Genomic DNA, 22,977 nt, shown 5'->3' on the forward strand with positions numbered 1-22,977 from the left:
TACTGCAACCCGGGGTCGATAGAGAAAACGGACAAAAGCGCCAAGTATTCAACCTGTCAGGTTGAAGTCATGGAAGCTGACGCCGAGCCATCAGGAAATGCAGAAAGTGGCCCTGCTCTGATGCTGCCCGCACGGTGTTTTCCGCATTCGGGTTCCCCAATCCAACTGCCCTGATTGTCTGCGCCAAGGACCTGACAGATGAATGTGATCGAATACTTTGATCGAGTAAGAATCATCAATATCTCGTCAAGAAAGGATCGCCGTTTAGAAACAGTTGAAGAGTTCACTCGCAACGGCTTTCACATCGATGATGAAAAAACAGGCTTTTTTGAGGCTGTTACGCCCACTGAGGGAAATGGCTTCCCGAGCGTCGGTGTCAGAGGCTGCTTTTTGAGTCACCTGGGGGTGCTGGAAGAGGCAATCCGCCTGAATTTGAAAAATGTCTTGATCCTGGAGGACGACATACAGTTTTCCAGACACATTTCTCAATACGGTAGAGAGGCCATCAAGGCTCTGGAAGGTTTGGAGTGGGACATCGTCTATTTCGGGCATCCGTTTGAAGAAAATTCAAACTTGCCCGCTTGGAAAGCAGTCGACCGGCCAATACACCTGGCCCATTTCTATGCTGTAAACGGGAAGTGTTTTGGGAAATTGAGGGATTTTTTATTCGAGATTCTGGAGCGGCCACCGGGACATCCTGACGGAGGCCCAATGCATTATGACGCTGCTCTCAATACGCTCATTCATAAGAACAAAGAAATTTCGGCTTATTATTTCACCTGGAATTGTGGCTACCAAAGGCCCTCGCGGACCGACCTGCATGAGCTTTCCCTCTTTGACAGGGTGCCTATCCTGCGACCGGTAATGGGTATGCTCAGGAGGTTAAAGGCAAAAAACCTGAGAAGAACTCGATAGTTTTCCCTCTAGAGGGAAGGTCTGAAAGCCGGCACGGCACAGAAGCCGTGTCCGGATGATTAGTGCGCTCCACCCTCCTTATTTGCGTGCCAACTTGTACCGCACGCACTCCTCGTAAAAGCTCTCGCGCAGGGCTGCGGGCTTCATCCGCGAATGACTGTCATAGGTCTGCTCGGTAATGCCCATCGCCATCATGTGCATCCACGGCTTGCTGAATTTGTAGGTATGTAGCTTCTGCCGCGCTGCATACAGGGAAACCCCGGACAGCTTGAGTTCCTGGGCTCTTGCCGCGGTACCCGCGCCCCAGCTGCAAATGTAACGATCACCCGATGCCAGCTCTTTGGCCTGGACAGAGGCGGCAACGCTCGCCAGGCCTAACGAAATCAGCGCAACCATCACATTCCGCATTTGCATTCGATCCCAACTAACTGAAAATAAATTGATTTTGGTCAAAAGTTTCAGTCTTCGGGGCCAGCAAAATGCCTTAAGTGCGCTATAGCCTGTTTTTCTCCGTGTCGTGCGGACGTTTCTTGCGCCAATTCAATCCTTTGCTATAGCTAACGCTCTCTCCCGCCAACCAATGAGGCAACGGAATGTCAGTAGCAAAGAAAATGACAGTGGGGCAACTGACGATGTTGACAGCCGTCAACATGTTGGGCTCCGGTATTGTGCTACTCCCCACAAAACTTGCCGAAGTCGGCGGTATTTCCATCCTCTCCTGGCTGATCACGGCCACCGGCTCCCTGGCGCTGGCCTACGCCTTTGCGCGTTGCGGGATGCTTAGCCGAAAGACCGGGGGCATGGGCGGCTATGCCGAATACACTTTCGGCAAGGCAGGCAACTACATCACCAACTACACCTATGGCCTCTCGCTGTTGATTGCCAACGTGGCGATCAGTATTACTGCGGTCGGCTATATCCAGGAGCTGTTCCATGTTCAGCTTGATTCACTGCAAGTGGGTCTGGCGACCATCGCTCTGTTGTGGATCACCACTTTCGCCAACTTCGGCGGCGCGCGGATTACCGGCCGGATCGGTGCGATCACGGTTTGGGGGGTGATTGCGCCAGTGGTATTGGTATCCACCATTGGCTGGTTCTGGTTCGACAGCAGTGTCTACGCCGCCGGCTGGAACCCGCATAACATGGGCTGGTTCGATGCCGCAGGTGCATCGGTGGCGATCACCTTGTGGGCCTTCCTCGGTCTCGAGTCGGCTTGCGCCAACACCGATGCCGTGGAAAACCCGGAGAAGAACGTACCGATTGCAGTCCTCGGCGGTACCCTCGGCGCGGCGGTGATCTACATCGTCTCTACCAACGTCATTGCCGGCATTGTCGATAACCCGGAACTGGCCTCCTCCACCGCACCGTTCGGGCTGGTCTTTGCCAAGATGTTCACGCCTATGGTCGGCGACATTGTGATGGCTGCGATGGTATTGGCGTGCATCGGTTCGCTGCTGGGCTGGCAGTTCACCATCGCGCAGGTTTACAAAAGCTCTGCGGACACCGGTTATTTCCTGTCGATCTTTGCCAAGTCCAACAAGGCCGGAACACCCATTATCGGCATGCTGGTGCTGCTGGCAGTGCAGACGGCGCTGGCTTTTCTCACCATCAGCCCTGACCTGAGCAAGCAGTTCGACACACTCGTCAACCTCGCGGTGGTCACCAACCTGGTGCCCTACATCCTCTCCATGGCCGCGTTGATGACCATCCAAAAGGTCTCCAACGTTCCAGCGGGCTCGGCGCTGATAACCAACATCATTGCGTGGGTCGCGGCGGCTTACAGCTATCTGGCGCTCTACAGTTCGGGCGCGCAGGCGCTGATGCTTGGTGGCGTGGCGACGATCTTCGGTTACACGCTGTTTGGCTTCGTCAACAACCGCCTGATCCGCCTTGAAGCGCTCAATAACAGCGTACCAACACAGACCGTCAACGCTCGGCACATCACGGGCAAACCGGTGCCGGTCAATAACTTGCATGCAGTCAAAGTGGAGGCTTAATCATGATGGAACATAGACATTCGCTTGGAATGCTCACGCTGTTGGTCAGCAGCCCGCCGGACAAACGCACCGTCTTCGGTCGCGCACTGGACCAGTTGATCAACGATGTGGAGGAACGCGCCGTCCAGGTGCTGGCGTCGGAAACGCTGAGCGACGCCACGTCGATCCTGCGCTCGGACCCAGCCATTCAATGCGTGCTGCTCAGCTGGGAAATGGACAAAAGCGCAGGTCACGAGGAATGCATCCAACTGCTGGTCAGCCTGCGTGAGCGCAACACCCGCGTGCCGGTTTTCCTTATTAGCGACCGCAGCACCGCGTCGAGCATTCCGCTGGTGGTCATGCAGCACGCCGACGACTTCATCTGGTTGCCCGAGGACACCAGCCGCTTCCTCAGCGGGCGCATCCTGGCAGCCATCGAACGTTATCGCCAAGCCGCACTGCCCCCCATGTTCGGGGCGCTGGTGAAGTTTTCACGAAGCTATGAATACTCCTGGCACACCCCTGGACATGCTGGCGGCACGGCTTTTTTGAAGAGCACCGCGGGGCGCGCTTTCTATGAGTTTTTTGGCGAGAACCTGCTGCGTTCGGACCTGTCGATTTCGGTCGGCGAACTCGGTTCGCTGCTTGATCACAGCGGCCCTATCGGCCAGGGCGAGCGCTACGCCGCCAAAGTGTTCGGGGCCCACCGCACTTACTACGTCACCAACGGCTCGTCGATGTCCAACCGCGTCATCCTCATGGCCAGCGTTACGCGCAATCAGATCGCCCTGTGTGACCGCAACTGCCACAAGTCCGCCGAGCACGCGATGACCCTGTCCGGTGCCATCCCGACCTACCTGGTGCCGACCCGCAATCGCTACGGCATCATCGGCCCGATCCTGCCGCAAACCCTGAGCGCCAGCGGCGTGAAAGACGCCATCGCCAGTAACCCGCTGGTCAAGCAAGGCATCGACCCGACACCCGTCCACGCGATCATCACCAACTCCACCTACGACGGCCTGACCTACAACGTCACCCGCGTCGAAGAGTTGCTGGGGCAAAGCGTCGATCGTCTGCATTTCGATGAAGCCTGGTACGGTTATGCGCGTTTCAACCCGCTGTACCGCGAGCGCCACGCCATGCACGGCAGCCCGGACGATCACGACGACTCGAAGCCGACGGTGTTCGCCACCCAGTCGACCCACAAGTTGCTGGCCGCCCTCTCCCAGGCCTCGATGATTCACGTGCGTAACGGCCGCAACCCGATCGATCATGGGCGCTTCAACGAGTCGTACATGATGCACGCCTCGACTTCGCCGAACTACGCGATCATGGCTTCATGCGACGTCAGCTCGGCGATGATGGACGCGCCCAGCGGGCAAATCCTCACCACCGAATCAATCGAAGAGGCTATCAGCTTCCGCCAGGTGGTCTCGCGCATGCACAACGAGATGTTGAGCAAGGAGGAGTGGTTCTTTACCTGCTGGCAGCCGCCGACCGTGCAGGTTGGCGCGGCCACCGTGCCGTTCCATGAAGTCGACCCGGTGCTTTTGAAAACCGAGCCGAACTGCTGGGTACTGCATCCCAACGCGGTATGGCACGGCTTCGGCGACATCGAAGAAGGCTACTGCATGCTCGACCCGATCAAGGTCTCGGTGCTCAGCCCCGGCATGGGCGACGACGGCAACCTGCTCGACTCGGGCATCCCGGCCTGTGTACTCACAGCCTACCTGGGACGCCAGGGCATCGTGGTCGAGAAAACCACCGACTTCACCATTCTGTTCCTGTTCTCTATCGGGATCACCAAAGGCAAATGGGGCACCTTGCTCAATGCCCTGCTCGACTTCAAACGCGATTATGACGACAACGTCGAACTGGAACTGTGCCTGCCGGATCTGCTGGCCGCCAACCAGGCTCGTTATGCCGGCATGGGCCTAAAGGACCTGGCCGACGAAATCTTCGCCGCCATGAAAAAACACAAAACCACCGCCAACATGGCCCAGGCGTTCGGCACACTGCCCAAAGCCGAATTCAGCCCGGTGGAGGCCTACGAAAAACTGGTCAGAAACGACATCGAACGGGTGACACTCGAAGAAGCCGCCGGGCGTATCGCTGCGACCGGGATCGTGCCGTATCCACCGGGCATTCCATTGCTGATGCCGGGCGAAAACGCCGGGGCTGCGGACGGGCCGTTGCTGGCCTATCTCAAGGCGCTGGAAGCCTTCGACAGATCCTTCCCGGGTTTCACCCATGACACCCATGGGATTGAAAGCGAGGGCGGGGTTTATAGCTTGCTGGTGTTGAAATGAACTAGCGCCTGTACGAAATGCGAAGTAAAAAACGGGCGCCCTGAAGGCGCCCGTTTTTACATGTCTTTTCCTGAGCGGGTAATCCGTGGGGTTTAAACCCTCACATTGCGTCCCGGCAACGATGATCGCTGGCTGGTTTGCCAATCCTGAACCAGACCGATAGGCCGCCCGGTGGCGCCCGCTCGTTGAGCGAGGCTGCCGGTCACCCCCTGGACTCAGCCCTTGGCCGCCATCGCCGTGACTTCCACACGCATGCCTTCAACCGCCAGGGAGGCCACGCCAACGGCGGCCCGAACCGGCCAGGGCTTGTCGAAGAAACGCTGGTAAACCTCGTTGAAGGCGGCGCGGTCGGCCATGTCGGTAAGGTAGATGGTCAGATGCAGAACCCGGTCCATGGAACTGCCGGCGTGCTCCAGCGCAACCTTGAGCGCCTGCAGGGTGCATTCGCTTTGCAAGGCGATATCGCCCAGTTCCAGGCTGCCGTCGGCGCGGGTGGGGATCTGGGTGGAGACCAGCAGGCCGCCGAAACCAGCGACATCGGAGGAGATGGATTGCGGATCGGGGTCCGGGAGAAAGGTGAGATCGTGGTTTGCCATGGGTGTCTCTTGCTTGAAGGGGTAAAGAGGCTGTCGAGTATATAGCGGCTGGGAACTCGCTGTGGAACGGCCCGTTTTGAAAGCAATATCTTCTGGCTCGATATGCCAATTCTTGTGTAGCAAGCCATGGATTCATCGATCGACACCTACTCCTCGAAGCGACCAGCGGGGTCACGATCGCGCTCGTAGCGTCTCGTGAGCGGAAACGCCGGCAACCAGGATTCACGACGCACGGTCCAGCTTTCGTAGGTTGGGATCAGTTGGTCTGGGGCATCCAGGGACCCCAGGTTCACTTCGATCTCGTCGTCGGTGCGGGCAAAAACCGACGAGCCGCAACGAGGACAGAAAAACCGCCCGGCGTAGTCGCGTGTTTCGCCTTCGATCGTCACTGCATCCTGAGGAAATATCGCGCAAGCATTAAAAAGCGCCCCATGATGCTTGCGGCAGTCGAGGCAGTGACAAAGGCCAACCCGATACGGGAGTCCCGACGCCTCAATTCGGACGTTGCCGCACAGGCACCCCCCCGTGAATCGCTCCATGCTGCGTCTCCTCTGAAATCAAACAGTCGGAACGTGATGAGTTGCACCCTGCCAGTGCCCGACTTTTAAGCCTAGACCCGGCGTTTCCCGTTCGCCAGAACGGCAAATACCCTATGGGCAAACCCGATTGCAGCACTCTATGATTGACCCCATGACCACCACGCCTCCGATCCGCCAACCCTGCCCGCCCGGCGCCTGCGACTGCGGGCGTGACCCGCTGCTGGAAACACCGGGGGCGGACGTGCGCATTCTGTTTCTGACCCGCTCCGAGGAAAAGCGCCTGATCGAACGTCTGGAAAACCTCCAGAGCCTGAGCGATCTGGAACGCCTGCAACAGCGGATGTATGAGCAGTTGGGCATTCGCGTCGACATCGCCCCCGGTTTCAACGAAGTACGCACCATGCGCGGTATCGGTATCAACCTGGGTGAACAACCGGGGCTATGCCGCAAAACCCGTCAGTCGATCCCGGCGGCGATTCGTCGCGCACTGGAGAAGCGCCCGGAGATTGCCTACGCGCTGCTCAACGCCAATGACCTGTTGCGCGATGCGTGAACATCGTCCTCGAAGCACCTGAAAAAATCGTTGCCATGCAACGGAACAGGATCAGCGGTCATACGCAGAGTCTTGGCCGCTGCTATGCCTTCTCATGGGAGCAATGGTTTCAAGCCAGTCAGGGATGAAGCTGGACACTCAAGCGTGACCGTGGTCCCGGCACCCGCCAGGTGCGCGAAGAGCAACAGGTGCCAATCCGTAGCAGGAGGTGGCGAATGTTATTCATAGTCAATTGGTCTATCAGTTCGGTAAATCGTAACAACGCGATCGAGCGTTTCCTCAAGACCGGGGGGGCTCCACCCGCTGGCGTCAAGATGCTGGGACGCTGGCACGCCGTCGGTGGCGCGTCCGGTTTTGGCGTGGCAGAGGCCAGTGATCCGGCCTCCATTCAGAAGTGGGTGCTGGAATGGAGCGACCTCATGACCATGGAGGTCCAGGCGGCACTGACCGATGAACAGATAGCGCCGCTGCTGGCGGCCGCTGTCGGCAAGCAATAGTCGTTGGAGCGGCGAGCCACGCTCGCCGCTCCATGCCCTCCCGCGATTCGAACAACACATTCCCTATGATCGATCCAGGCACGGATTGAGGACTTCGTCTGGTTGAGATGTCAGTAATCATCCGAATCCACGACAAGCTGTAAAGCCCATGAAACAAGGGCTTCGGCCAAAAAACCAATGACTGGAAATTTCACAATTCTTACCTACGCTCTTCGCGGGGGATCCAAAATTTCCTGGGCGGTCGGGGGCTCGTCTCAGAGTACCAACGCAAGTGCACAGGAGCTCGATATGAACCGGACAAAGCTATCCTCAGTATTCGCCGTCCCCTTATTACTGTCTGCAATGGTTCTCCCCGGCATCACTCAAGCAGCCGACAAAAGCCCCAACATTGTCGTCATCATGGGCGACGATATTGGCTGGTCCAATATTGGTGTCTACAACCAGGGCATGATGGCCGGTCGAACACCCAACCTCGACCAGCTCGCGGCTGAAGGCATGCGTTTCACCGACTACTACGCCGAGGCCAGTTGTACCGCCGGGCGCGCGAACTTCATTACCGGCGAACTGCCGATCCGTACCGGGATGACCACTGTCGGGCAGGCCGGTTCTCCCATTGGTATTCCCGCCGAAGCCGTCACCATTGCCACCGCACTCAAGTCCATGGGCTACGCCACCGGCCAGTTCGGCAAGAACCACTTGGGCGACTTGAACGAATTCCTGCCGACCGTGCATGGTTTCGACGAGTTTTTCGGCTATCTCTATCACCTCGACGCCATGGAAGACCCGGCGCACCCCAATTATCCGCAAGATCTTCTGCCCACCGTCGGCCCACGGAACATGGTTCACAGCTGGGCCACCACGACTGACGACACGACCGTGATGCCGCGCTGGGGCAAGGTCGGCAAACAGAAAATCGAAGACGCCGGCACCCTCTATCCGGAGCGGATGAAAACCGTCGATGACGAAATTCGTGACAAGGCCTTTGCCTTCGTCGACAAGGCCAGGCAGGACAACAAACCGTTCTTCCTCTGGCTCAACCCGACCCGCATGCACATCGTCACTCACCTCTCCGACAAGTACCAAGCCATGCGTAATGCGCAAAATGGCTGGTCGGAACAGGAAGCCGGCATGGCGCAGATCGACGACATCGTCGGCGACGTGATGGCCAAGCTGAAAAAAGACGGCATGGATGACAACACCATCGTGATTTTCACCACGGACAACGGCGCTGAAAACTTTACCTGGCCGGATGGCGGCACCACGCCGTTTGCCATGGGTAAAGGCACGGTGATGGAAGGTGGTTTCCGCGCGCCGGCGATTATTCGCTGGCCGGGCAAGGTACCTGCCAACCAGGTGGCCAATGGCATCATGTCAGGCATGGACTGGTTCCCGACCCTGGTCGCGGCGGCGGGCAACCCGAACATCACCGCAGAATTGCTCAAGGGCAAACAACTGGGCGATACCACTTACAAAGTGCACCTGGACGGCTATGACCAGACACCGATGATTACCGGCAAAGGTCCGTCGAATCGCCATGAGATCTTCTACTTCGGCGAAAGCACGCTGGGCGCAATCCGTATCGATGACTTCAAGTACCGCTTCATTGACCAGCCCGGTGGCTGGCTGGGGGCAAAAAACACGCTGGACGTGCCGATCCTGACCAACCTGCGCCTCGACCCGTTCGAACGCGCCGGGTGGCCGGAAAACATGGCGGCCAATGGCTCGCTGGAGTATTTCGAGTGGTTCAAATTCCAGTTCTGGCGCTTCGTGTTTGTGCAGCAGCAGGTGGTCAAACTGGCTGAAACAGCGGTTGAGTTCCCGCCCATGCAAAAAGGCGCGAGCTTCAACCTTGAAGCAGTCAAAGCCAAGATCGAAGCGGCCCGGGCGGCCATGGGCAAGTAAGCAGTTGAATTCGCGGGTGGCCAGCGCTCGCCACCCGCGTTCATGACGGACATGTGCCGAGGTGATCCCATGCAGATAAAAACATCCGGCCTGCCCGCCATTACTCTGTGTGCCCTGTGCAGTCAGCACGCTTACGCCGGCGGCATCATGCTCTATGAAATCGGCACCGATAACGCCGGTCTTGCCAACGCTGGCGCCGCGGCCCGTGCTCAAGGCCCCTCGACTATCGCCAGTAACCCGGCGGGCATGAGTTATCTGCCTGGCACACAGATCACCGGTGGTTTGCAGATTCTCTACGGCGACCTGAGCTTCGATCGCGACTCAAACACCAATGGCACCGGCACTGGCAGTGGGAATGCCCTCGACCCGATTCCCGGTGGCGGCTTCTTCGTCAGCCATCAATTCGACGACCACTGGAGCATTGGCTTCGGCCAGTACGCTGACTTTGGCCTGGCGGCCAATTACGACAACGAATGGTCCGGGCGCTACTTCGCACAAAACGCCAGCCTCGCCGGTTTGTCTTTCGTGCACAGCGTGGCTTATCGCTTTAACGAACAATGGTCGGTGGGCGTTGGCGTGAAAGCCATGTACGGCATGTTGCAAGCGCAAACCGCGATTGACCGTTCGCCGTTCGGCTTCACCGACCGCAGCGACGGCCAATTCAAATACAAGGACAACGATTGGGGTTTCGGCGCGAATGTGGGGGTGATCTATGCCCCACAACCCGGCACCCGCATCGGCCTGGCCTATACCAGCAAGGTCGATCTGGACTTCGAGGACGGGCTGGACGTCAAAGGCGACGGGGCCGCGCTGGAGAGCCTGGATGGCCTTAATACCCAACTCGACGTGACCGTGCCGCAAACTGCAACGCTGAGTCTGTTCCAGCAACTCGACCCGCAATGGGCCCTGCTGGCCTCGGTCAACTGGCAGGACTGGTCAGAGTTTGGCGATATCGCGGTGCAAGTCGACACCACCGCGTTTGGCGCTCAATCGACGACGGTCGACGCCCATTTCAAAGACACCTGGCAACTGGCACTCGGCGCGCAGTATCAGGCCACGCCGCAACTGTTGTGGAACGTCGGTGTGGCGTACGACAGCAGCGCCGTTTCGGACGGCAACCGAACTTTTACCGTCCCCATGGGCGAATCCTGGCGCATTGCGGCCGGAGCCACCTATGCTCTGAGCAAGGTCACCGACATTAATGTCAGCTGGGCCATGGTCTGGCTCGGCGACATGCCGGTAGATCAGACCAAATCCACGTCGGGAACGCGAACTTCCGGTCAGTTCGACAATGCCTGGATTCAAGCCGTGACCGGCAATATGACCTGGCGTTTCTGATGCCCTGCGACCGAAAAAAAAACGAATTCATCCAAGGAGCACACACCACTATGAATCTGTCCCGAAAGCTGTTTATTGGCGTTGCGCTGACCAGCCTGCTGCTCGGCGGTTGCACCTCGAAAGTCACCGAGCGTGAGCAGTATTCCGGCTTCCTGTCCAACTACAACAATTTGCAGCAGGTCACCACCACCAGCGGCGAAACAGCCATGCGCTGGGTCAGCCCGTCCTGGAATCCAGAGGCCTATAACACCGTGGTTTTCAATAAGCTGGAGCTCTACCCGGCGCCCAAGCCTACTGAGCGGGTTAACCAGCAAACCCTGGACGAGTTGCAGAGCTACATGACCAGCAAGGCCAAAGGTGTGCTGGGTCAGAAATATCGGGTGGTATCGAGCACGAAATCAGCGCCAGCCGGTTCAAAAACCTTGATCATGCGCGCGGCGATCACCGGGGTGAGTGCCGAAACCGAAGGGATGAAGTGGTATGAAGTGGTGCCGATTGCCGCCGTCGTCGGGGGTGTTTCCGCCGCCAGTGGTCACCGCGATCAGGACACCACTCTGTTCATCGAGGCCGAGTTCGTCGACGCCAGCAACAACCAGACCGTGGCCAAAGTCGTGCGCAAAGTCTTTGGCACCACACTGGAAAACGCCAGCCAGAAGATCACCACCAAGGATTTCAAAGTCGCGATCGACAAGCTGACCAGCGACCTGCAGGCCTTTATCAAATAGCTTTTTTTTAGAAGCACGGCTTGCCGGCGATGGCGTTCTAAAGGGCGCCATCGCCGGCAAGCCGTGCTCCTACAAGATGTACGTGGCTATTTTTTCATCCCGACCCGCCGCCGCATCTCGGCGGTGATCGATTGCCGGGTTTTCTTCAAATCCTTCCAGGGCTCACCGCCGACCTCGGCCAAGCGTTCATGCACTGTGTGGATGTTCCACTGATTGCCCCCCTTGAGCTCGCCCACCTCTTCGCGAAAGATCGGCACCGACACCGGCAGCCCTTCGCGGGCGCGCACGGCGTAAGCGCAGATGGTCGTGGCCCCGAGGCCATTGCGCAGGTAATCGATGAAGATCCGCCCGACCCGGTTCTTTGGGCCCGACACCGCGGAAAAACGCTCCGGCAGCAACTTGGCCATGTGGCTGACGATTGCGTGGCTGAAGTCTTTCACCTCATCCCAACCCAGCTTGCGCGTCAGTGGCACCACCAAGTGAATGCCCTTGCCGCCGCTGGTCTTGAGAAACGCCTTGAGCCCCAGTTCATCGAGCACCGAGAGGGTCAGTTGAGTCGCCTCGACCATGCTTTTCCAGGGCAGCGCCGGGTCCGGGTCGAGGTCGAGGACGAAGCGGTCGGGTTTGTCGAGGTTGTCCGAGGTGGCGTTCCAGGTGTGCAACTCAACAGTGCTCATCTGCACGGCGCCGATCAGGGCTTCGGCGTTGTTGATGATCATCACCGGTTGCCCGGTGAGTGCCTTGTCCAGAGTGGTAATTCCCGGAATGGCCAGGCGCTCGGCGTTCTTCTGGAAAAACAGTTCGCCGGCAATGCCGTCCGGCGCACGCACCAACGCCACGGGGCGATCCTTGAGTTCAGGCAAAATCCACTCGGCGACGCTGGCGTAATACTCCGCCAGTTGCACTTTAGTGGCGCCGCTGCTGGCGTCGATCACCCGGTCGGGGTGAGTGATGCGCACCTTGCCCTCGCCCAGGCCGATTTGTGAGGGTGCGGGCGCGGCTTTCTTTTTGGCAGGGGTGGAAGGTTTTTCGGCAGTGGTCTTTTTCGCGGCTGAAGTCTTCACGGCTTTCGGACGCTCCTCGGTAATGTCTTCGGCAGGTTTGTCGTCACGCAGACCATGGAACACCGAATGACGGACTGAACCTTCTTTGGTCATTTCGGCAAAAGCGACCTCCGCCAGCAGTGTCGGCTTGAGCCAGTGCACACCCTTGGCGTCAAAACCGCTCGGCGGATTGACCACTGGGATCTTTTTCGTCTGCAACGGTTTCAGTTGCTCATAAATGCGCTTGAGCGTCGTCTCGTTAAACCCGGTGCCGACCTTCCCCGCGTAACGCAACTCACCGCTATCGCGGTCATGCAACCCCAGCAGCAGCGCACCGAAGGCATTGCGCGAGCCTTTCGGATCGGTGAAGCCGACCACCACAAATTCCTGTCGATGCTTGCACTTGAGCTTGATCCAGTCGCTGCTGCGCCGCGACACGTAAGGCGTGCCCAGGCGTTTGCCGATCAGCCCTTCCATCTGCATTTGGCAGGCGCTGTTGAGCAACGCTTGCGGTTCTTCGCTAAAGGAATCGGAGAAGCGCAGCAGCGGATCTTTATTGGGGTTGAGCACGGTCGACAGTGCAACCCTTCGCTCCTCGACCGGCACCTCGCGCAGGTCCACACCGTTGAGGTAAGGCATGTCGAACAGGTAATAGAGGATGTTGCCGCTGCGGCCCGAGTCGAAGGCGTTTTGCAAGGCCTGGAAATCCGGCACACCCTGCTCGTTGGCGACCACCATTTCCCCGTCGAGCCAGGCCGATTCGAGACCCAGCGCCGCCAACGCCTCGGCTTGCCTGGGCAGTTTATGGGTCCAGTCGTGGCCGTTGCGGGTGAACAGTTTGACCTCGTCGTGGTCGATGCGGGCCATGATCCGATAGCCATCGAACTTGATCTCATAGCTCCACTCGCCGCCCGGGGCCTTTTCGACCAGCGTCGCCAGTTGCGGCTTGAGCATCTCCGGCAATTTGGCTTTGCGGGCGCCCGTCAAGGGAGCCGATTTTTCGTTGCGCGCCGGGCTGGCAGGTTTTTTGACGGGCTTGGGTTTGGCAGCAGTCTTCGGCTTTTTGGCAACGATGGTCCGGTCACTGAGCACGCTGTCGGGCTCGGCGGCGACCACGTCGTAATCGCTTTCGGGCCTGGCCGCGCCATCCTGATGCTTGATCAGAAACCATTGCTCCTGCTTGCCTGGCATGTGCGTGCGCACCAGGTTCCACAGCCCTCCAAGCTTCTCGCCCTTTAGCTCGAATTTGAGCTTGCCCTTGGCGTATGCCTCGGCCGGATCGTCCTGAGGAATCCAGACTCCCCGGTCCCAGACAATCACGTCGCCGGCACCATAATGCCCTTCGGGAATGCTGCCCTCGAAGGTGGCGTAATCAATCGGATGGTCTTCGACGTGCACCGCCAGGCGCTTGACCTTGGGGTCCAGTGACGGGCCTTTGGGCACCGCCCAGCTTTTCAGCGCGCCATCGAGTTCCAGGCGAAAGTCGTAATGCAGGCGCGAGGCGTCGTGCTTCTGGATGCAGAACTGCAACGCATGGTCTTTCGCGGTTTTCTTGCCCGAACGTTTGCCGGCAGCCGGTTCAGAGGTTGCCGAAAAATCGCGCATGCGATTGTAATCGTCCAGGCTCCTGCTCATGGCGCACCTGCTGACGCGGTCACGGTGCCCCCGATGCCTGGGCCGATACGCGTGACAATCAGGGCGACGACGGCAATTCGCTCCACCCGCTGATAGCCTGGCGTCAACAGCTCTTCACCGAACACATCGGGGTCGATTTCATGGTAGGTCCAGCCGAACATCGGCGACTCCAGGCGCGGCGCCACTGCATCCAGAAACGGATCGATGCCATCGATCATTGCCACGCCGGTGTACAGCACCAGCGAACCACCGGGAGCCAACCGATACAGGGCCTGTTCGACAATGCGCAATGACAATTGCGCGCCCAGCGCCCCCCCGCCGTGCCGGTAAGCACGCTCGGCCGGGTCGGCCATGTACGGCGGATTGGCGACGATCAGGTCGAATTGGCCGTCGACGTCTTGCAGCACGTCACTGGCCTCGATGCTGACGTTCGCCACCTCGGCGAGCGCGACGTTGACCGCTGTCATGCGTAACGCCAACGAGTTGATGTCCACGGCCAGGACTTCCGCTTCCCGGCGTGCGCGGGCAATCAAAATCGCCCCGACGCCCGCACCGCAGCCAATGTCCACGGCGCGCCTGATCGGCGCGAAGCTGTGTTGCAGATGGGCGTGAATCAGCTGAGCAAAACGGTAGGTGTCGGGGCCGAAGAACACCGCGTCAGCGGCATCAGTGGGGTAACCCGAATGCACGAACAACAGGTCATCGAGACTTGACCAGCGCACATGACTTTTCAGTCGACCATTGCATTCATCGAGGACGCCAGCCTGTTGCAACTGCCGTTGCTCATCCACCGACAACAGGCCGGGCTCAAACGGCCGCGACCAGCCGAACACTTCGCGCAGGGTCCGGGCGCTTTGCCCAAAGGAGCGATCATTGACCCGTTGATGGGTCAGCGGCGTTGGCGTGATGAAACGGTAGCCGTCGGCCTGCAAACGGCGCCCCAGTTGCAACAAGGCCAGATCGGCGGCGCCAAGGTGTTCTTCCTGATTCATGAAGGGCTCCCTATCGAAAACCGGATTTGAGTTCGATGAACCGTCGCGTGGCCAGCAGGCCAGCGGGGTGGGCGTGCCGATGGGCGGACAACCACGGAATCAAGACTTGCATTTGCTCGTCGGCGGCAAGCCCTTTAAGTGTAGCGTGCAGGCTTTCGACATCCGGGTCATTGGCGGGTACGGGTGGTTCGGTCGCGGCGCGGCTACTGCGTCGAACCGCAGCGGGCGATCGCTCAGGTCGCCAATCTCCGGCAATCCAGTCGTGCAGCAGTTGCTTTTCGTAGGGGCTGAACACCCCGAACATGGCCGCGCCGTCACCCTCGACCAGTTGCCAGAAACGACTCGCTTGCGGGTTCTGGTGACGTTTGATCCAGCCCTTGTTTTCCATGGCGCTGAGGAAGCCTGGCAACTGCTCCGGCGACGACAGCCATTGATTGACGGTCTGGCCTTCCAACCGGCAATAGTCGGAATGCATGTGCTGACCAAACGGGCGCTTGCGCTCAAGCATGCTCAGCAACTCGCCGTACAGGTCGAACGATTCGATGATCGCGCGACTGCCCTGCCCCAGATCGTTGAGCCGATAACCCAGCGCAACCCTGCGCAGAAAGTCTTCGCGGTCGGCTTCCACCGGCAACAATTGCAGCACCGACTGCACGGCCTTTTGCGCGTGGCCGGTGCTGGCATTGTCGATGGTCACGTGCAGGGTGAAGTAATACGGATCGATGCCCAGCTCACTGAGTTCATAGGCGCTGATCAGCAAGTGCAGCGGCAGTTGTTCATAGCCGAGGTTGTAGCCGATCACTTCTGGCAAAAAATCGTCGCTGCAATAACCCAGCGCCAATTGCACCGCACCTTGCAAGTAACGCTCGTCCGGGATGAACGGATTGTCCAGCAAGCCCTGTTCGGCGAGCAGCTTGCGGTATATCACCACATGATTTCGCGCCGGGTTGCCCTCCCCCAACTCTTCCAGATAGGTGCAAATCAGCCCTTCGAAACGCGGGTCATGCCAGTGCCGCAGCAGTCCATACAGCCACGCGCCGTCCACCAGTTTGGTCGGGGCAACGGCTTGCAGGAAATACAACGCGTGCGCCTTGTTGGTAAAGAACTGCCGCGGTCCGCCGTCCTTGCGCTGTTGCAGGTAATCGGCGTATTGGCGTGCTACATCGGCGCAGTGTTGTTCGACAAAGGTTTGCAGTGTCGACAGGTCGTGCGGCATGTCCTCAGGCAGGTCCGCGGCTTGCGCCAGTTGAGCCTTGAGAAAGGATTGGGCGAGTGCACGCTGGTGTTCGATATCGTCGCTCAGCAATAACTGTTCGTAGACAGGTTTCAGGCTCCCGGCGGTCAGGTTCGCGCATTGGGCAGCCCGCTGGGATTCAAGTCGTGTCAGGGCAGTCATGGGGTCGTCTCTCGGTCTGAGGCCAGTCAGGACGCTGAATCAGCACGTCTCTACATCAGCAGAGCGACCCCTGCGGAAGAAAATTCCATCAGCGTGGGAATCGCCCGGACAGACGGGCTTGTGGCACGGCACCCGATGCCGGATCGAGTGAATATACTCAGCGTGTGTGGTCTCATCCTACGGAGAGCAATCATGCGAACGATTCATGTCATCGAGGCCGACAAAAAACCCGACCCGGTCAGTGTCGTGGGCGAGGCCATCACCATTCTTGCGGGCGGGGATCTGAGCAAACCTTTTGAAATGCATATCCAGGAAGGCGTGCAAGGCGGTGGGCCGCCCGCGCACTTTCATCCATGGGACGAAGCGTTCTACGTGATTGACGGGCAGGTGGAAGTGACCGTTGCGGGCAAGGCCACCACCCTTTCCCCCGGGGGTTATGTGCATATTCCCGCTGGGACTATTCATGCCTATAAGAACATCAGTGCGACGGCGAAGATGATCGGCGTGGTGTCTGATCCGCGCGGTGGCCAGTTCTTTGCCGCACTGGATCAGCTCAAAGTGCCGCAGGATTTGCCGCAGATCCTGGCCATCGCCGAGCGCTTCGGCGTTACGTTTTTGGTGCCGAAAGCCCCCATGACCTCGTAGGCGTTGATCGTTCCCACGCTCCGCGTGGGAACGCCTCTCGGGACGCTCCGCGTTCCATCCACGATGCCAGAGCCATACCCGGCAACTTGGTGACGCAAAGCGCAGAAACGATCATCAGGCCACGCCACCTTTGGCCTGTTGCTCCAGATGCACTTGCAGGTCCGGATCGATGTTCAGCGCCGCAGCCAGTTCATCCAGATAGCGACGTTCGGCGTCCTGCTGATCGTCCACCAGCATCACACTGGCCAGGTACATTTCCGCCGCCATGCCGGAATCCGTGGCCGACTGCGCCACATCGGCGGCGTCCAGCGGCCGTGCGACTTCGTCATCCAGCCATTGCTGGAGTTCCGGATCGTCGGTGTGGCGGCCGATTTCGGTGCTGATCATCTGTTTCTCGGCGGCATCAATCCGGCCATCGGCCTTCGCCGCCGCAATCAATGCCCGAAGAATCGCATGGCTGTGGTCCTCGACTTCCGGGCCGGACAACAGGTCGACAGTGCGCGGTGCCGGTTGCGGCGCCGAGGCCTGGCTGCGTTGCCAGGCTTGATAAGCCTGGAATGCCATCATTCCGAGCGAAGCCAGTGCCGCGTAGTTCGTGCCGCCAGCCGAGCGGGTCCGGGTCGAACCACCCATGGTTGAGCCACCGCCCAGCAGACCACCGAGCAAACCACCCAGGCCACCGCCTCCGGCGCTTGACCCGGCACTGCCGCCCAACAGGCCGCCGAGCAACCCACCGAGACCACCTTGGGCCGACGCGCCACCGCCACCCTGTTGCGACATTGAGCCTTGACCGGCCCGCAATAGTTGTTCGAGCAGATCGCTGGTGTTCATGACGATGTCCTCATCAGTTGGGGGTGATCCAGTCAGGCAACGATAGTCCTCGCCGACGAATGCGCCACCACCGTTTGGCTTTATTACCCCGAATTGAGCCGGGGTATTTTTTTTCAGCCCAGCTAAGATTTACAGATGGTGAACCTTATCCCCGGATACCCGGTCGATACATGCAACCTGACTTGGTTTGCCGACACCCCCGATTGAAGGGGTGATAACAGGCTTGCTTCACTTTCTGGAGAATACTCCCGTGATATCGACCCTACACATCGCCAGGCTCAAAGCATGGGGCGCCCATGGTTTTACCGCCACCGGCGTGGTCACTGCCTTCCTCGCAACCCTCGCCCTGCTGGAAAACCAGGCGACAAACTGCCTGCTGTGGCTGGGTGTCGCCCTGATCGTCGATGGGCTGGATGGCGCGTTGGCACGCAAGGTCAATGTCCAGTCGGTATTGCCAAGTTTCGATGGCTCGATCCTCGATCTGGTTATCGACTACCTGACGTACGTGTTTATCCCCGCCCTGTTCATTTATCGTTACATCCCCTTGCCGGACTACACGCTGCTGTTGTCCGTCTCGCTGATTCTGGTCTCGTCACTGTTTTGTTTCTGCAACGTCAACATGAAGAGCAAAGACAACTACTTCCAGGGCTTCCCCGCCGCCTGGAACGTGGTTGCCCTGTGCCTGTACATCATCGCTCCGCCGCCGTGGATCACTTTTCTCGCCATCATCGGCCTGGCGCTGTTGACCGTGACCCGGATGAAGTTCCTCCACCCGTTCCGCGTTCGCAAGTTCATGCCGATCAACATTGCCGTAACGGCGATCTGGCTGCTGTGCAGCTTGTCGCTGGTGGTCAACCATCCAGTGATCAACCCGCTGGTAATGGGGCTTTGGCTGCTGATGTCGGCTTACTTCCTGGGGATTTGCATCTGGCGCACGGCGCTGGAGTGGTTCGAAAGCTCGCGGTAATAAAGGAAGGTAGAGCATGCCCATCCATATCGTGCGCCTCGGTTCACCGCGCGCAGCCAATGAAGGCCTGCGCCTGGGCACGGTGCGGCGCCCGCCGCGTGGCGTGCCGAAAGCCGAGTTCGCCAGCCGTGATTTTTATGACGTATGGCAGCCGCTGCTGTCTCCCAGCGCAGAACTGGTCGCAGAAGCCAAAGCGGCGGAAGACGACAAGGCGTGGGAAGTGTTCAAGCGCAAGTTCAAGAGCGAAATGAACCACCCGGCGCCCAGTCAGTTGCTCGATTTGCTGGCGGCGTTGTCCCATCAAACGTCACTGGCCATTGGCTGTTACTGCGAAGAGGAAGCGCATTGCCATCGTTCGGTATTGCGGGAGTTGTTAGAGGCCCGAGGTGCTCAGCTCAACTAGTCGCTCGCTATGGCGACATCGACCGTTCAAGATCGACTTAAAGGATTTTGGCAAAGACACAAGGATTGGGGTCTTCAAATGAATAACCAGATTCGACTCGCCACCCCTGACGATGCGGCAGACATCAGCCAGGTCATCATTCAATCACTGCGCCAGTCCAATGCTCGGGACTACCCGCCCGACGTCATCACCCAGGTAGAGAAAAGCTTTTCTCCCGAGGCCATCCGCGCCCTGTTAAACCAACGCCAGGTCTTTGTCGCCACCCACGATAAGCGTGTAGTCGCCACGGCCAGTCTTGATCAAGACGTTGTACGCAGCGTATTCGTAGACCCAGACCATCAGGGCCGCGGACTCGGCAGGCAGTTGATGGCGACCCTTCAATCGGTCGCCCAAGCCGCAAATATCGAGGTACTGCGCGTCCCCTCTTCCATCACCGCAGAAACCTTTTACTTCAAGCTGGGTTATCGAAAAATCCGCGACGAGTTTCACGGGGCCGAGCGTACGATCATCATGGAGCGGCGTTTGCCGACGTCAGTTCAACGGGGCTGACATTCAAATCAAGTAGGAGTCGATCGATGCGCATCGCCTTGCTGTCAGACATCCATTTGTCCGTCAACGCGTTACCTTTTCCCGATGTGGATGCTGACATTGTCGTTCTCGCCGGAGACATTTCCCGTCCGGCTGCGGCCATTGAGTGGGCCAAATCGTGCCCTCTTCCGATCGTGTACGTGGCTGGGAATCACGAGTTTTATGGCAGTGACCTGATTTCTACCTACGAACAGTTGAACAGGTTGTCGCAAGGGACACGGATCCACGTATTGGAACGTTCGGAGTATGTCCATGACGGCGTGCGGTTTTTGGGTTGCACCCTGTGGTCCGACTATCGTCTTTTCGATTCTGCAGAGGATCGGGCACGGGGTGTTGATCTGGCTACGAAGCTTATGCGGGACTACACCCACATAAAAATCTCGCCCGATTTTCCAGACCTGTTCACTCCGGCAGTTTCACAACTGGTTTTTTTGCAGACAGTCGCCTGGCTGGAAGACTGCTTCACCCGCGACAGAACGACGCCCACGGTGGTGGTTTCGCATTTCGCACCGACACGGTTGAGCATAAGCCCGCTATTCGAGAATTCACCGATTAACGCGAGTTTTGTTTCAGACCTCGAAGAGCGGATCAACGTCTGGCAGCCGGCGCTTTGGCTGCATGGCCATACCCATGGAAGCTTTGACTACGTGGTGGGCAAAACCCGGGTCATGTGCAATCCCCGGGGTTATGCAAAAAATGGCGTTAATGAAAACCCGCAATTCAGTGACTCATACGTAATTGACCTGGATGTCTGAGGCAACACGGCCCGGTTTCCTGCAAGCCGGATCGAGAAAGCCGAGCAAGGCCTGCCGGGTGTCATGCAAGGCCGCCGGGTGTTCCATATCGAGGAAATGCCCGGTGTTCCTGATGGTGTGGAAGCTGGCCTGAGGGGCGTGATCAGCAAAAATCCGGGCGTCTTCTACCGAGGTGTACTCATCCCATTCGCCGTTGACAAACAGCAGCGGAATTTCAATGGCATTGGCACAGGCGACATAGCAATGAGTGTTTTGAGTCAGCACCTCATTGACGTGGAAATGCATCTGCCGGTACTCGTGCTCGGCCAGGCTGCTGACATGGCGGTCATTAAAGCGTTTGAACAGCGATGGCAGGTGCTTGCCGATCGTGCTGTTGATCAAGCGACTGACATTGAGACGGTCACACGCCTGGAGATGGTTCAAGCCGCGCTCCAGGTAATCGCGCATCGGCGCATTGACCCGTGCTGCGAATGAACCGATCACCGCTTTCTCGATACGTCGCGGCTGCTGGGCCAGCGCCAGCAAGGTCGCCGCACCGCCCCAGGAAAAGGACAGTACATGCTGTGCACAAAAGTGCTCGATCAACTCCAGCAGGATCGCTGCCTCGTCTTCCTTTCGGATCGGTTCGCCGTGGAGGTTGTGTTGCTTCGACTGACCGGCGTAGGGCTGGTCGTAAAGGACCACGTTGAATCGTGGTTGCAGGTAACGCACCGTTTGGGCAAAGGATGCTGTTGTTGCCAGTGAGCCGTTGACCAGAATGATGGTCTTGTTAGCGGCTGTGTTGAGATAGTGCTCGGTATGAACCTTGTACTTCCCGCAGATCTCGACGATGGCAGTTTTCGGCATCATGTAACTTTTCCTTGTACCAATTTGAGCTAAGCGCACAGCATGACGGTGCCCGGACGGCCTCCGTGACTACCTGGTCACGGACTGACCATTGATTCAGAGTTAAGCAGGGATTTTCCCGTCTGCAAGAACCCAGACGCGTTAGTTCGGATGCCGTCGCGCCGGCACTGCACAAAAAAAAGCCGAAGTCCCTAAAGGCTTCGGCTGTTTTTTTCGATCTGTTTTCGAAAGGCAGTGGCTGTCATCAATCGCTAGACGGTCGATTGCACGACTGCCGTTTGCCGCCCCTTGAACGCCAACGAAAAACAGAAAAATACTGCCAACGCGAACCCGGCCGGGAACAGCCAGATGCTTTTCCAGTCATGGCTGCCCGCCAACGCGTAATGATCGGTCACCTGCCCTGCAACCCAGAAGCCGATCAGCATGCCCAGGCCGTAGGTCGCCAGGGTAATCAGGCCCTGGGCGGAGCTTCTGAAGTGCTCCGAAGCTTTGGCATCGGTGTAGATCTGGCCCGAGACGAAAAAGAAGTCATAGCAGATGCCGTGCAAGGCAATGCCGGTGAACAGCATAAAGGCCAGGTCGCCATTGTTACCGTAGGCGAACAACAGGTAGCGCAAAGCCCACGCCAGCATCCCCACCAGGAGTGCGATTTTGATGCCGAAGCGCTGAATGAACAGCGGCAGGAGCAGCATGAACAGCACTTCCGAGACCTGACCGATGGCCATTTTCGCGGTGGGGTTGGTCATGCCGATGTCCGCCAGGAACGGATTGGCATTCTGGTAATAAAACGCCAGCGGAATGCAGATCAAAATGGACGCGATGAAGAACACCAGGTAGCTGCGGTCCTTGAGCAAGCCCAAGGCGTCCAGCCCGAGCATTTGCTTGAGGCCGCCGCTGCCGGACTCTGGCTTCAGAGGTGCAGTGCGCGGCAAGGTGAAGCTGTAAAGGCCCAGAACCAGAGACGCCATCGCCGACATCAGAAAGGTATTGCGCAACCCGCCTGTTGAAATCGCGGCTTGAGAGTCCCAGGCAAACACAAAGCTGATCACCACACCGGCCACAATCCAACCAACGGTGCCCCACACACGGATGCGCGAAAACTCCAGGGCCGGGTCGCTCATCTGCCGGAACGCGACCGAATTGACCAATGCCAGGGTCGGCATGTAGATCATCATGTAGGCCAGTACGAACGGATAAAACGTGCTGAAATCCGGCGCTCGATAAAGCTGATACAGCAACACCGCGCCTACCAGGTGCAGCACGGCGAGGATGCGCTCGGCATTGAAGAAACGGTCGGCGATCAAACCGATCACAAACGGCGCGATGATCGCGCCCCAGGACTGGGTCGAGAACGCCATGCCGATCTGCCCGCCGCTGGCGCCCAGATCACTGGCGAGGAAGGTACCGAGGGTGACGAACCATCCACCCCAGATAAAGAATTGCAGGAACATCATGGCGCTTAATCGCGCGGTCATCAGGGTCATAACAGTCACCGACTTATTGTTTTTGTTTTTGGAGAAGAGCAA

General features: G+C 58.5%; 22 protein-coding genes. 13 read left to right on the forward strand and 9 right to left on the reverse strand.

Annotated features, from left to right (window positions below; genetic code table 11):
* Positions 1–198 precede the first annotated feature (198 nt).
* Entirely contained in the window at positions 199–915 is a 717-nt protein-coding gene (locus PFAS1_RS00180) for a glycosyltransferase family 25 protein (protein WP_083383388.1), read from the forward strand.
* A 78-nt stretch (positions 916–993) separates the two neighbouring features.
* Here the strand turns inward: PFAS1_RS00180 and PFAS1_RS00185 are convergent, their stop codons facing one another.
* Positions 994–1,323, reverse strand: a complete 330-nt coding sequence (locus PFAS1_RS00185; RefSeq protein ID WP_076027764.1) for a hypothetical protein — start codon at positions 1,321–1,323, stop codon at positions 994–996.
* Positions 1,324–1,508: 185 nt separating this feature from the next.
* Here PFAS1_RS00185 and potE point away from each other — a divergent pair, with 185 nt between their 5' ends.
* Together potE and PFAS1_RS00195 are read left to right on the forward strand one after the other, a co-directional pair.
* Positions 1,509–2,912 (forward strand): putrescine-ornithine antiporter, encoded by a 1,404-nt coding sequence (gene potE, locus PFAS1_RS00190; RefSeq protein ID WP_076027765.1) that lies wholly within the window; start codon positions 1,509–1,511, stop codon positions 2,910–2,912.
* A 2-nt stretch (positions 2,913–2,914) separates the two neighbouring features.
* Positions 2,915–5,200, forward strand: coding sequence for an Orn/Lys/Arg family decarboxylase (locus PFAS1_RS00195; protein ID WP_074877800.1), 2,286 nt, complete (start codon positions 2,915–2,917; stop codon positions 5,198–5,200).
* A 215-nt stretch (positions 5,201–5,415) separates the two neighbouring features.
* Here the strand turns inward: PFAS1_RS00195 and PFAS1_RS00200 are convergent, their stop codons facing one another.
* Both PFAS1_RS00200 and PFAS1_RS00205 read right to left on the reverse strand, forming a co-directional pair.
* Entirely contained in the window at positions 5,416–5,796 is a 381-nt protein-coding gene (locus PFAS1_RS00200) for a RidA family protein (RefSeq protein ID WP_076027766.1), read from the reverse strand.
* A 146-nt stretch (positions 5,797–5,942) separates the two neighbouring features.
* Complete coding sequence (locus PFAS1_RS00205; protein WP_076027767.1) at positions 5,943–6,335, reverse strand: GFA family protein; 393 nt, start codon at positions 6,333–6,335, stop codon at positions 5,943–5,945.
* A 151-nt stretch (positions 6,336–6,486) separates the two neighbouring features.
* On the opposite strand from PFAS1_RS00205, the gene PFAS1_RS00210 reads away from it, so the two are divergent.
* The 5 genes from PFAS1_RS00210 (at position 6,487) to PFAS1_RS00230 (ending at position 11,350) form a co-directional block, all read left to right on the forward strand.
* The gene (locus tag PFAS1_RS00210; protein ID WP_046049539.1) at positions 6,487–6,888 is read left to right on the forward strand and encodes a hypothetical protein; all 402 of its coding nucleotides are present in this window, start codon (positions 6,487–6,489) and stop codon (positions 6,886–6,888) included.
* Between the two features lie 215 nt (positions 6,889–7,103).
* Positions 7,104–7,385 carry a DUF3303 domain-containing protein gene (locus tag PFAS1_RS00215; RefSeq protein ID WP_076027768.1) on the forward strand — a complete coding sequence of 94 codons (282 nt, stop codon included), beginning with the start codon at positions 7,104–7,106 and terminating at the stop codon, positions 7,383–7,385.
* A gap of 288 nt (positions 7,386–7,673) precedes the next feature.
* Positions 7,674–9,287 (forward strand): arylsulfatase, encoded by a 1,614-nt coding sequence (locus PFAS1_RS00220; protein WP_076027769.1) that lies wholly within the window; start codon positions 7,674–7,676, stop codon positions 9,285–9,287.
* 69 nt (positions 9,288–9,356) lie between these two features.
* On the forward strand, positions 9,357–10,625 hold the full coding sequence (locus PFAS1_RS00225; RefSeq protein ID WP_076027770.1) for an OmpP1/FadL family transporter: 1,269 nt from the start codon (positions 9,357–9,359) through the stop codon (positions 10,623–10,625).
* 50 nt (positions 10,626–10,675) lie between these two features.
* A complete protein-coding gene (locus tag PFAS1_RS00230) occupies positions 10,676–11,350 on the forward strand; it encodes a DUF3313 domain-containing protein (protein ID WP_076027771.1) in 675 nt (224 codons plus the stop codon).
* 86 nt (positions 11,351–11,436) lie between these two features.
* Here PFAS1_RS00230 and ligD read toward each other — a convergent pair whose 3' ends face one another.
* The 3 genes from ligD to PFAS1_RS00245 are packed head-to-tail and all read right to left on the reverse strand — an operon-like array spanning position 11,437 to position 16,416.
* Positions 11,437–14,028, reverse strand: coding sequence for a DNA ligase D (gene ligD, locus PFAS1_RS00235; RefSeq protein WP_076027772.1), 2,592 nt, complete (start codon positions 14,026–14,028; stop codon positions 11,437–11,439).
* Positions 14,025–15,020 carry a methyltransferase gene (locus tag PFAS1_RS00240; RefSeq protein WP_076027773.1) on the reverse strand — a complete coding sequence of 332 codons (996 nt, stop codon included), beginning with the start codon at positions 15,018–15,020 and terminating at the stop codon, positions 14,025–14,027. The genes ligD and PFAS1_RS00240 overlap by 4 nt, the downstream gene beginning before the upstream one ends.
* A gap of 10 nt (positions 15,021–15,030) precedes the next feature.
* A complete protein-coding gene (locus PFAS1_RS00245; RefSeq protein WP_076027774.1) occupies positions 15,031–16,416 on the reverse strand; it encodes an iron-containing redox enzyme family protein in 1,386 nt (461 codons plus the stop codon).
* Between the two features lie 192 nt (positions 16,417–16,608).
* Here PFAS1_RS00245 and PFAS1_RS00250 point away from each other — a divergent pair, with 192 nt between their 5' ends.
* The gene (locus tag PFAS1_RS00250) at positions 16,609–17,061 is read left to right on the forward strand and encodes a cupin domain-containing protein (protein ID WP_076027775.1); all 453 of its coding nucleotides are present in this window, start codon (positions 16,609–16,611) and stop codon (positions 17,059–17,061) included.
* 114 nt (positions 17,062–17,175) lie between these two features.
* On the opposite strand, the gene PFAS1_RS00255 is transcribed toward PFAS1_RS00250, so the two are convergent.
* The gene (locus tag PFAS1_RS00255; protein WP_076027776.1) at positions 17,176–17,892 is read right to left on the reverse strand and encodes a tellurite resistance TerB family protein; all 717 of its coding nucleotides are present in this window, start codon (positions 17,890–17,892) and stop codon (positions 17,176–17,178) included.
* Between the two features lie 250 nt (positions 17,893–18,142).
* Between PFAS1_RS00255 and pcsA the strand changes: the two genes are divergently transcribed.
* The 4 genes from pcsA (at position 18,143) to PFAS1_RS00275 (ending at position 20,605) form a co-directional block, all read left to right on the forward strand.
* Positions 18,143–18,859 (forward strand): phosphatidylcholine synthase, encoded by a 717-nt coding sequence (gene pcsA, locus PFAS1_RS00260; protein ID WP_074877828.1) that lies wholly within the window; start codon positions 18,143–18,145, stop codon positions 18,857–18,859.
* Positions 18,860–18,875: 16 nt separating this feature from the next.
* On the forward strand, positions 18,876–19,262 hold the full coding sequence (locus PFAS1_RS00265) for a DUF488 domain-containing protein (protein ID WP_074877830.1): 387 nt from the start codon (positions 18,876–18,878) through the stop codon (positions 19,260–19,262).
* 78 nt (positions 19,263–19,340) lie between these two features.
* The gene (locus PFAS1_RS00270) at positions 19,341–19,811 is read left to right on the forward strand and encodes a GNAT family N-acetyltransferase (protein ID WP_076027777.1); all 471 of its coding nucleotides are present in this window, start codon (positions 19,341–19,343) and stop codon (positions 19,809–19,811) included.
* 26 nt (positions 19,812–19,837) lie between these two features.
* Positions 19,838–20,605 (forward strand): metallophosphoesterase, encoded by a 768-nt coding sequence (locus tag PFAS1_RS00275; protein WP_076027778.1) that lies wholly within the window; start codon positions 19,838–19,840, stop codon positions 20,603–20,605.
* Here PFAS1_RS00275 and PFAS1_RS00280 read toward each other — a convergent pair.
* Together PFAS1_RS00280 and PFAS1_RS00285 are read right to left on the reverse strand one after the other, a co-directional pair.
* Positions 20,579–21,454 carry an alpha/beta fold hydrolase gene (locus PFAS1_RS00280; RefSeq protein WP_076027779.1) on the reverse strand — a complete coding sequence of 292 codons (876 nt, stop codon included), beginning with the start codon at positions 21,452–21,454 and terminating at the stop codon, positions 20,579–20,581. The two genes, PFAS1_RS00275 and PFAS1_RS00280, sit on opposite strands and share 27 nt — an antisense overlap.
* Positions 21,455–21,702: 248 nt before the next feature.
* Entirely contained in the window at positions 21,703–22,935 is a 1,233-nt protein-coding gene (locus tag PFAS1_RS00285) for a nucleoside permease (RefSeq protein ID WP_076027780.1), read from the reverse strand.
* Positions 22,936–22,977 lie beyond the last annotated feature (42 nt).

The organism is Pseudomonas frederiksbergensis, assembly GCF_001952935.1.
In the GTDB taxonomy this organism is placed as follows: Bacteria; Pseudomonadota; Gammaproteobacteria; order Pseudomonadales; family Pseudomonadaceae; genus Aquipseudomonas; species Aquipseudomonas frederiksbergensis.